The organism is Kribbella sp., assembly GCF_035655035.1.
Classification (GTDB): Bacteria; Actinomycetota; Actinomycetes; order Propionibacteriales; family Kribbellaceae; genus Kribbella.
In genome coordinates, this window is the sequence record NZ_DASRVN010000763.1 from 1 (window position 1) to 9744 (window position 9744).

13 protein-coding genes are annotated in these 9744 nt (G+C 69.9%); 5 read left to right on the forward strand and 8 right to left on the reverse strand.

Annotated features, from left to right (window positions below; genetic code table 11):
• Positions 1-56: 56 nt before the first annotated feature.
• Positions 57-1457 (reverse strand): DUF2252 domain-containing protein, encoded by a 1401-nt coding sequence (locus VFF46_RS38710; protein WP_325042258.1) that lies wholly within the window; start codon positions 1455-1457, stop codon positions 57-59.
• Between the two features lie 77 nt (positions 1458-1534).
• Here VFF46_RS38710 and VFF46_RS38715 point away from each other — a divergent pair, with 77 nt between their 5' ends.
• The 4 genes from VFF46_RS38715 (at position 1535) to VFF46_RS38730 (ending at position 4181) form a co-directional block, all read left to right on the forward strand.
• On the forward strand, positions 1535-2584 hold the full coding sequence (locus VFF46_RS38715; RefSeq protein ID WP_325042259.1) for an LLM class flavin-dependent oxidoreductase: 1050 nt from the start codon (positions 1535-1537) through the stop codon (positions 2582-2584).
• Between the two features lie 30 nt (positions 2585-2614).
• Positions 2615-2983: a hypothetical protein gene (locus VFF46_RS38720; RefSeq protein ID WP_325042260.1), complete on the forward strand. Its 369-nt coding sequence runs from the start codon at positions 2615-2617 to the stop codon at positions 2981-2983.
• The gene (locus tag VFF46_RS38725; RefSeq protein ID WP_325042261.1) at positions 2980-3402 is read left to right on the forward strand and encodes a MarR family winged helix-turn-helix transcriptional regulator; all 423 of its coding nucleotides are present in this window, start codon (positions 2980-2982) and stop codon (positions 3400-3402) included. Before VFF46_RS38720 ends, VFF46_RS38725 begins: the two co-directional genes overlap by 4 nt.
• Positions 3403-3503: 101 nt before the next feature.
• Positions 3504-4181 carry a hypothetical protein gene (locus VFF46_RS38730; RefSeq protein ID WP_325042262.1) on the forward strand — a complete coding sequence of 226 codons (678 nt, stop codon included), beginning with the start codon at positions 3504-3506 and terminating at the stop codon, positions 4179-4181.
• Here VFF46_RS38730 and VFF46_RS38735 read toward each other — a convergent pair.
• The 6 genes from VFF46_RS38735 to VFF46_RS38760 form a co-directional block, all read right to left on the reverse strand.
• Entirely contained in the window at positions 4169-4726 is a 558-nt protein-coding gene (locus tag VFF46_RS38735) for an HAAS signaling domain-containing protein (protein ID WP_325042263.1), read from the reverse strand. The genes VFF46_RS38730 and VFF46_RS38735 overlap by 13 nt on opposite strands.
• The gene (locus VFF46_RS38740) at positions 4723-5043 is read right to left on the reverse strand and encodes a hypothetical protein (protein ID WP_325042264.1); all 321 of its coding nucleotides are present in this window, start codon (positions 5041-5043) and stop codon (positions 4723-4725) included. The genes VFF46_RS38735 and VFF46_RS38740 overlap by 4 nt, the downstream gene beginning before the upstream one ends.
• A complete protein-coding gene (locus tag VFF46_RS38745) occupies positions 5040-5381 on the reverse strand; it encodes a PadR family transcriptional regulator (protein ID WP_325042265.1) in 342 nt (113 codons plus the stop codon). Before VFF46_RS38745 ends, VFF46_RS38740 begins: the two co-directional genes overlap by 4 nt.
• 74 nt (positions 5382-5455) lie before the next feature.
• Entirely contained in the window at positions 5456-6997 is a 1542-nt protein-coding gene (locus VFF46_RS38750) for a DUF6297 family protein (protein WP_325042266.1), read from the reverse strand.
• Positions 6998-7088: 91 nt separating this feature from the next.
• Entirely contained in the window at positions 7089-7733 is a 645-nt protein-coding gene (locus VFF46_RS38755) for an ABC transporter ATP-binding protein (RefSeq protein ID WP_325042267.1), read from the reverse strand.
• Positions 7730-8365, reverse strand: coding sequence for an O-methyltransferase (locus tag VFF46_RS38760; protein ID WP_325042268.1), 636 nt, complete (start codon positions 8363-8365; stop codon positions 7730-7732). The genes VFF46_RS38755 and VFF46_RS38760 overlap by 4 nt, the downstream gene beginning before the upstream one ends.
• Before the next feature lie 109 nt (positions 8366-8474).
• Between VFF46_RS38760 and VFF46_RS38765 the strand changes: the two genes are divergently transcribed.
• Complete coding sequence (locus tag VFF46_RS38765; protein WP_325042269.1) at positions 8475-9458, forward strand: carbohydrate kinase family protein; 984 nt, start codon at positions 8475-8477, stop codon at positions 9456-9458.
• 63 nt (positions 9459-9521) lie between these two features.
• On the opposite strand, the gene VFF46_RS38770 is transcribed toward VFF46_RS38765, so the two are convergent.
• Positions 9522-9744: FCD domain-containing protein (locus VFF46_RS38770; RefSeq protein WP_325042271.1), on the reverse strand; the 223-nt coding region annotated here is incomplete at its 5' end.

Here is a 9744-nt window from a genome sequence, read left to right on the forward strand (position 1 = left end):
GCCCCGCAGTCCAGCAACCATTCCTGCTGCTGACCCCGACGACTCCCGTTGACGAGTCAGACGCCGGGCTGGGCTTTTACTCGGCCGGTGGCGACGGCTTCGGTGAAGGTTTGGTGGTCGGATTGGTTCAGGTCGGCGTACGTGGTGGCGAAGGTGGTGACGGCCTGGTCGAAGCGGGAGGATTTGCCGAGGTAGGCGGCGAGGGCGTGGCGGTCGCCGGAGCGGGCGTGGGCTCGGGCGAGGGTCCAGCCGCAGAGGCGGGCGTAGAGGGTCATGGCTTCGGGGGTGAGGGTTTCGATGTCGGCGGAGAGTTTCCAGTCGCGGAGCTGGCGGACGTAGTAGTCCTGCTCGCCGTCGGCGGCGTCGGCGCGGAGCCAGCCGAGGAAGATGTCGCTGGCGGCCTGCATCAGGCGCTGGCCGGCGACCACGCGTTCGCCCTGGTTCACGTGCGTCGAGGGCGCGGTGTACGTCGACAACGCGGACGGGCCGGCCTGCTTGGCCTGCAACAACAGCGCCTCGTCGGCGTTCGTCGATTCGAGCAGCATGATCCACGCGCGGGTACCGACACTGCCGACGCCGACGACCTTGTGGGCGACGTCGGTGAGCCGGTAGTTGTCGAGCAGGTGCCGCCGGTCCTGCTGCAGCGTGTCGCGATACCCCTCGACGAGGTGCTGCAACTGGTCGAGCACCATCGGCCCGTCGAGATCGGTGAGCTCGTCCATCGGGACGACCAACGGCGGGTTCGAGACGATCCGGCGGTGCCCGTCGACCGGCGTGGTGAGCTTGCCGATCGCCTGCATGCTGTCCCGCGTGTACGCCTTGGCCAGCTTGCCCTCGGCAACCTTCAGCTCCTTGCGTTTCAGCTGCCCCGCCTTCAGCGTCGCCTTGTACCGCTGGACGAGCTCCTCGATGTCGAGCCGCGCGTACCAGACCGCCAGGATCGGCTGCCCGGCGAACTCGCGCATCGCTTCCCGGTAGTTCCGTACGACGGTCTCCACGACCGTCCGGCACTGCTTCGCGCTGAACCCGTTGTCACGCCCGGCCACCACGAAGCTCGCCGCCAGCCGCTTCACGTCCCACTCGAACGGCCCGGGCAGCGTCTCGTCGAAGTCGTTGATGTCGAACACCAGCCGCCGATCCGGCGACGCGTACGCGCCGAAGTTCGACAGATGCGCGTCCCCGCAGAGCTGGACGTCGAGACCGGTCGGCGTGGTCTCCGCGAGGTCCGCGGCCATCACCAGCGCCGCGCCGCGGTAGAACGTGAACGGCGACACCAGCATCCGCCCGTGCCGGATCGGCACCAGCGCGGGCACCCGCCCCTCGGCCTGCGTGAGCAGCAACCCGACCGGATCCCGGGTCGCGCTCACCCGCACCTCGGCGTGCGCCTCCAACGGAACCTTCTTGCGTACGGCCTTGCCCCGCGCCGCCCGCTCCGCCGCCGTCAGTTGCTCGTCCATGACCTCAGCGTCCCACGATTCGCCCACGTCGCGAGACACCTAAAGTCGACCAATCGAATAGACTTACCCTGCTGACCATGACCTTCCTCTGGTACATCCCGAACCAGGTCGACCCCGGGCACCGCGGGGACGACACCGTCCAGGGACACAACAGCATCGAGCGGCTGACCGAGCTCGCCCGCCTGACCGAGGACCACGGCTGGTCCGGCGCGCTGATCGGCACCGGCTGGGGCCGCCCGGACACGCTCACGGTCGCGACGGCGCTCGCCGCCCGGACCACGACGTTCCAGCCGCTGGCCGCGATCCGCCCCGGGTACTGGCATCCCGCGCACTTCGCGTCCGCGGCGAGCACCCTCGACCAGCTCACCGGCGGGCGCCTGCTGATCAATATCGTCTCCGGCCAGGACAACCTCGCCGCGTACGGCGACAGCGAGGGCGATCAGCCGCAGCGCTACGCCCGTACGAAGGAGTTTCTCCAACTGGTACGGCGATTGTGGACCGAGGAGGACGTGACGTACGACGGCGAGTACTTCTCCGTCAGCGGATCCACCGTCGCCACGCGACCCGTCGTACGGGAAGGACGCCCGCATCCCACGCTGTACTTCGGTGGCGCCTCCGACGCGGCGCAACGGGTGGCCGCGACCGATGCCGACGTACAACTCTTCTGGGGTGAGCCGTTGGACGGTATCGCCGCGCGGATCGCGAAGCTGCGGGAGCTGGAGGACGAGCTCGGCCGCGAACATCCGCCGCTCGAGTTCGGGCTGCGGATCACCACGCTGGTCCGCGACACCACCGAGGGGGCGTGGGCCGACGCCGAGGCGAAGGTCGCTCAGATGGCCGAGAAGCAAGGCACCCGGGACGGCCGCTGGTTCAAGGCAGTGGGCCAGCAGCGCCTCCTCGACCTGGCCGAACGCGGCGAGGTCCTCGACGACAACCTCTACACGGCTCCCGGGAAGTACGGCGGTGGCGGCGCCGGCACGACCTGGCTGGTGGGCTCCCCCGACGACGTCGCCAAGTCCCTGCGCCGGTATCGCGACCTCGGCATCACGCACTTCATCCTCTCCGACACCCCGTACCGCGAGGAAACCGTCCGCGTCGGCGACCAGCTCCTCCCCCTGCTCAGCTGAGATCTATGCGAATCGCACACAATCGCCGCCATGGACCTCGAGGGAGCGATCAACCGCTGGCATCAACGCGTGAACGACCGGCAGGCCACGGCCGAGGCGGTGACTGATCCGGTCGTCGTACTCGGACCGAAAGGCGCCGGGCCGATCACGCCGGACGGGTTCGCCGACTGGGTCGAGCGGTCCGGCATCACCCTCGTGCCGCGCTCCTGGCACCCGATCAGCGACCGGATGATGGTGGTCGAGGAGGACGCGAGCTGGCCGGACAGCGCCGCGCCGACGCGGGTCGCGACGGTCTTCCGGGTGACCGGGGACAAGGTGTCGGCCGCGCTCCGTCTGCCGGATCTCAGACAGGCATTGGAGTTGGCGTACATCTGCCGCGAGCTGGCCGCGACCGAATGACCGCGGGACCGGGGCAGGTGCTGTTCGAGTTCGTGCGGCACTGGTCACGACGTACGGCGCCGGACGTCGCCGAGCAGGGGCGGCTCGTCCTGGTGGTCGAGTCCGTGTACGCCGTCAACGGGCGGCGCGCCGCGACGATCAACGCGGTCGCGCACGAGATCGGGATCGACCAGAGCGGCGCGTCCCGCCTGGTGAAGGACGCCGCGGCCGCCGGCTATCTGGAACTGCGGGCCGCGGACGGCGACGCCCGTCGGCGCGAGGTGAGCGTGACGGACGCCGGCGTCGAGCTGCTCGACCAGGCGCACGCCTGGCAGGAGGAAGTGTTCGCGGAGCTCACCGCGGGGTGGAGCGAGCGCCGCCGTACCCAGTTCCGCCGGGACATGCTGAGTCTTCTCGAACGGTCGCACCCCTCCGGCTGATTGGATGTGAGCGCCTGCTCGCCGCGACCTCAATGTGTGATCGGTTGATTACAGAGCGCCAGCGGAAGTACGTGGCGCCGTGAGGCATGTGAGGAGCACCGATGGTCGAATATCTGCCCCGGTCCGCGTGGAACGCGCGGCCGCCGAACGCCGGGCCTGGACGCTGCGTGGTCTGCGGACCAAGTCCCGGCGCGAACGGCGACGCCGACGTCAACGACCGGTACGGCGCGATCCTGCTGGTGCTGGTCACCGGCGAGCAGCCGTCCGCCGCGATGAAAGCGACCACCCGCGCGGTGATCGCCGACTTCCGCAAGCTCTGTCCCCGCGGTACGGCGGCACTCCGCGGTCCGCCCGGAGCCGACCGACTGCCCCGGCGCCCCCGCCCGCGCGGACCACCCCCTCGCTCCCTTCCCCCCGATCGAAGAACCCAAATAACCCCCGCATCTGTCGGTGCGACCTGCTTGGCTGTCCGGATGGATCTCGAGCGACTGCAGGACAGACTGGAGAAGATCTCCGTCGGGTACGGCGTACACCTCGGCTTCGAGCGCGACCCCGACTGGTTCCTGCTCAAGCTCCAGGAGGAGGTCGGCGAGCTCACCCAGGCGTACCTGCAACACAGCGGGCGGGCCCGGGCGAAGGGGGCGAGCGCGGAGCAGATTCGGGACGGCTTTCACCAGGAGTTCGCCGACGTGCTGTGCCAACTGCTGCTGTTCGCGAAGCAGCACGACGTCGATCTCCCGGCTGAGGTCGAGCGGAAGTGGTTGGTTTACGAGGTCTGACGGGAGCGGTCGGGGCCGGCGTTCTTGATCAGGAGCGCGAGGACGGCCAACTGTGTCACCGCCAGGAAGATCACCAGCACGATGCCCAGCCACGCCGGCATCGTGAAGCCGAGCGGGGCCGCCGCGACGAAGTACACCAAGCCGAGGCCGAACGGCCAGACGAACGTGCCGGTCCACTTCTCGGCGCGCGTCCAGCGGTCCGAGGTCCACAGCAGCACCACGCCGACGAGCCAGCCGACCAGCAGGATGAACGCGCCGAGCTCCAGCAGCGTCAGCGCCACCACCTCCCGGCCGCGGAACCTCGGCCGGTACCGGTCGACCAGTACCAGCCCGTCCGTCGACGCCGCCACCAACTCGTCCGGGTCCCCCAGCCGCTGCAGCATCCGCCGTACGTCGTCCTCCGACGTCGCGCCGGCCGCCCGGGCCTCGGCGATGTGCGACGTGACATCCGCCAGCAGGTCGGTACGCCGCGCCTCGGGCAACGGCTCGGCCGCCTTGGTGAGGTACTTCAGGTACGCGTCGACCAGCCGATCTCCACCGCTCATGCCCGCGCCTCCTTGTACAGCGCGACGTACACGGCGAGCTGGATCACCGCGCCGATCAGCACGCTCACCCAGACCGGCGGCTGGACGATGTCGGCGACGACCATCGCGGCCCACCCGACCGGGAACGCGAGCGTTCCGGCCACCTTCCACACGATGGTCCAGCGGTTCGAGGTCCACAGCAGCCAGGCCCCGACCAGCCACCCGATCAGCAGCAGGAACGGACCGAACAACAGCAGCACCAGCGCTGCCCAGTCGCGCGGCCGCACCCGCGGCTCCGAGGCCTGCACCGCCTGCCCACCAGTCATGTCCATGTTCATCCCCGTCTCCCACTCTGCAAGATCTTGTCGACCGTCGCGCAGAACCGTTGCCAGTCCGCGGTGAAGTCGGCCAGTGCCCGGCTGCCCTCGGGTGTCGATGTGTAGTAGCGCCGCGGTGGCCCGGAGCCGGACTCCTGCCAGCTCGTCTCCACCAGCCCCTCGCGCCGCAGCCGGGCGAGGAGTGGGTAGATCGTGCCTTCGGTGGTGACCATTCCCTCGACCTCACCGAGCGCCTTGACCAACTCGAAACCGTAACGGGGCTCTCCCTGCAACAGCGCCAGCACGCAGTACTCGAGCGTGCCGCGGCGCAGCTGGGTGAAGACCTTCTCCGCTACCATGCGAGACAAGGTACCTGTTGGCGCCAAGGTCCCGCAAGGACGCCTGATCCGTCAGGCGGTCTGCAGGCGGTTTGTCAGGCGGTCTTCGGGCGGACGCTGAACATCAGCATCAGCACGACGGCCGGGATCACCGTCACCCAGAGACTGGGGAGGTTGAGCAGCACCGGCGCCAGGCAGAGCAGCAGCAGGTCGAACCCGCGCGCCGGCTGCGAGAACAGCCCGGGCGGGATGGCACCCATCGGCGACGTGACGAGCGGTCCGGCGTACGACGGCGGCCGCGCGGACGCCTGCCGTACGGTGCCGGAAATGACGCCCGCGGCAACGGCGAAGGTCGGCGCCGCGCCACCGATCGCCGGGTACGCGCAGGCCGCCCAGACCACCGCGACACCCGCCGGTACGACGGCCATCACTATCCGCAGGTCCCGAAGGTCCCAGCCGAGCGCGCGCACCAGCCCGGTCGAGCGGCACGCGGTCCGGAGGCCGTCGAGCAGCGGCCGTACGGCGATGAACCCGGCGATGGCGGCCGCGATCGGCACCAGTACGCGGAACCCGGCGCCGTGGACGGCGTACGGCACCACGAGCAGCGCGAACGCGACCGCGAGCCGCCGCGGCCAGCGCAGGATCCGCCGGAACTCGCGCTGCACGATCGCGGCACCGTTCGCACCCCGCCCGCGATGCGACCGCACCCGCCCCTTCAACCGCCAGTGCCGCCCGGCGATCACGTCCCCCAGCATGCTGATGTCGAGACTGCTCGCCGCCCCCGCCAACCCCGCAAGCAACTCCCCACCAGCAATCACACTGATCCGCCCGAGCCGATCGAGGGTTCGCGCGAGCAGAAACGCCAGCACGACCGCGACAACCGCGAGCGCGACGCCGGCAACCAACCATCCCGTTGCGGGGTTCGGGCTCGCGTATATGTAGGCCGGAGCAGTGATGACCAGGGTCTCATTGGCGAAGCGCTCTCCGCCCGGACGGAACGCCAGGAGCAGTGCCGGTACCACCGCAACGATCAGCAGCAGGTCGGCAACACGCAGGGCGACCGTCGAGCGACGGGTACTCTGCTGCGCCCACACCGTTGCGACCGCCGCACACACCAGCGCCGCACCGATCAGCACGGCCGCTTCGAAGACCTCGATCACCGGTGCGCCGAGGAGCGCCCAGATCAGGGCGCCGACGATGACGCCGATCACTGCGACGGTGGCGATCACCAAGCGATAGGCCGGGCGAAGGAGGGAGGCGCGGTTGACGGGGGTGGCGAGCAGCCAGAAGCCGGTCGCGCGGGAGGCGGAGACCGGGCCGACGGCCAGCAGCACCCGGAGCGTTGTTGCCAGCAGCAACGGTATGACGATCCACGGGAACCACGAGGTCAACTGATGGCATGCCAGGGAGGAGCAGCCGGCGGCGTTCGAGTTCAGGTGCCGTACGACGTTGCCGGCGGTCGCGCCGGCCATCGCCAGCGTGAACACGACCAGGTAGATGTCCTCGAAGATCTCCCAGAACGACCGGTCCGCGTGCTTGCGCCGGGTCGTCCGCATCCACTGCCGCAGCGACCGCGACGACGGGATCGCCCCGAAGTCCGTCGGATCGAACTGCACCGGCTCGTCCGCCGAACTCATGCGCGCCCCCCGCTCCGGGCCGGACGGCCGCTCTTCGGAAAGAAACCGTCACCAGGCGACGAAAATGTTCCGCATAACCCGCGGTGGCCCTTCATGGCAGCGGGGTGAGCGTGACGACGGAGTCCGCGACCGTCTCGACCAGGCCCGGGTCGTGGCTGGCGAACAGGATCGCCGTACCGGACTTCTTCTCCTGCACCAGCCGCTCGGACAGCCACTTCACGCCGCCGGTGTCGAGCCGGGCCTCGGGCTCGTCGAGCACCATCAGCTTGCGCGGGCGGACCAGGGCCGTCGCCAGCGCGAGGCGGCGGCGCTGCCCGGAGGACAACGACCCGGGCAGCTGGTCGGCGGCGGGCAGCAGGCCGATGTCGTCGAGGATCGTGTCGACCAGGTCCTCCGGCTCGGCGTTGCCGTGCGCGCGGGCGAGCAGGTCGAGGTGCTCGGCCGCGGTCAGGTCCGGGAAGAAGTCCAGGTCGTCCAGCAGCGTCGCGACGTCCCGCCGTACCGCCTCGGCACGTTCGTCGATCGGCTGCCCGTCGAGCAGGATCTTCCCGGCCGCCGGCGCCGCCGCGCCGACGATGCACTTCAGCACGGTCGTCTTGCCGGCGCCGTTCGGCCCGACCAGCGCGATCGCGTGCCCGGCGGCCAGGGTGAAGTTCAGCCCCTCGATCACCGGCCGGTCGCCGTACTTGTGCTGCAACCCCTGCACCGCCAGCCGCGGCGCCGTCTTCTTGCTCACTTCTTGCGGGCCAGGGTCAGCCCGTCGCCGATGCCGAGCATGATGACGTCGACGCGGTCGTCGGCGGCGAGGTGCGCGTTGAACTCCTTGCGGTCCGCCGGGCCGTCCGGGTCGATCACCCGCCCGCCGGCCAGCGTGTTGTCGAACAGCAGCAGACCGTTCGGCCGGATCAGCGGCAGGACGGTCTCGAAGTACTTGATGTACCAGTCCTTGTCGGCGTCGACGAACGCGAGGTCGAACTCGCCGTCGAGCTTCGCCACCGACTCGTGCGCGTCGCCGATCCGCAGGTCGATCCTGCCGGCCACCCCGGCGCGCTCCCAGTACTTGCGCCCGATCGAGGTCCACTCCTCGCTCACGTCCAGGCAGATCAGCTCGCCGTCGTCCGGCAGCCCGCGGGAGATCGCCAGCGCCGAGAACCCGGTGAACGTGCCGATCTCGACCGCCCGGCGGGCGCCGATCAGCCGGGTCAGCGTGGTCAGCAGGCCGGCCTGGTCAGCGGTGGTCAGCATGCCCGCCGGGTTGCCGAGCTTCTCGGTCTCGGCGCGCAACTCGGCCGCGATCTCGTCCAGCGGCATCCCGTGGGCGAGCATGTAGTCGTGCAGTTCCTCGGTCACCGGTACCTGATGGCCCATGGGAGTTCCACCCTCCGTGTATTAAGTCGTCGCCTTGTAGTCTCTATGGGTTGCCCAAAGCGGATACAACCGCCCCAGCTCTGCACCCAAAGACGAGGGAGCACCCCACATGCGAATCGCCGTCGCCGGATCGATCGCGACCGACATCCTGATGACGTTCCCGGGCCGCTTCAAGGACCAGTTCCTCGAAGAACAGATGCACAAGGTGTCGCTGTCCTTCCTGGTCGACGAGCTGGTCGTGCACCGCGGTGGGGTCGGCGCGAACATCTGCTACGGCATGGCCCAGCTCGGGTACCCGTCGCTGCTGGTCGGCTCGGTCGGTGCGGACTTCGCCGAGTACGGCGCGGCGCTGACCGCGGCCGGGGTGGACGTGTCGCACGTCCGCGTGTGCGAGAACGTACACACCGCGCGGTTCACCTGTACGACGGACCTGGACGCGAACCAGATCGCCTCCTTCTACACCGGCGCGATGGCGGAGGCCCGCGAGCTCGACCTGGGCGCGATCCACCAGGCCACCGGCGGCCTGGACCTGGTACTGGTCGGCGCCGACGACCCGGACGCGATGCTCAAGCACACGCAGCTCGCCAAGCAGCACGGGATCCCGCTGGCGGCCGACCCGTCGCAGCAGCTCGCCCGGATGGAGGGCGAGGCGATCCGGACGCTGATCGACGGCGCGGCGTACCTGTTCAGCAACGAGTACGAGGCCGGCCTGATGGCGCAGAAGACCGGCTGGAGCCACGACGAGATCCTCGAGCGGGTCGGCGTCCGGATCACCACGCACGGCGGCGACGGCGTGGTCATCGAGGACACCACCGGCATCCTCGCGAAGGTCCCGGCCGTCCCCGCACCGAACCTGGTGGACCCGACCGGCGGCGGCGACGCGTTCCGCGCCGGCTACCTCACCGGCCGCGCCGCCGGCCTCGACCACGAGCCCGCCGCCCATCTCGGCTGCACCCTCGCCACCACGGTCCTGGAAACCGTCGGCACCCAGGAATACACCCTGGACCACCCCACCTTCCTCAACCGCCTCACCAGCGCCTACGGCGAGCCCGCCGCCACCACCGCCAAGCAGGCCCTCACCACCCCCCACTAGCAGGCGGCCAGCACGCACTTAGCCGGCCCGCAGGTCCGCGGGACGCGCTGGCGGGTAGGACGGCTAGCGGGCCCAGAGGCCTCGGACGTGGCCTATGTGGCGGCGCATCAGTTGTTCGGCGCCTTCGCCGTCGCCGGACTCGACCAGGTCGAGCAGTTCGTGGTGCTCGGCGGCGGACGGGACCAGGCGGCCGCTCTCGACGAGCGGGGTCAGGCCGAGCAGCCGGGTCTGTGAACGCAGGTCCGACACGACGTCGACGAGCTTCTGGTTGCCCGAGTACGCGAGC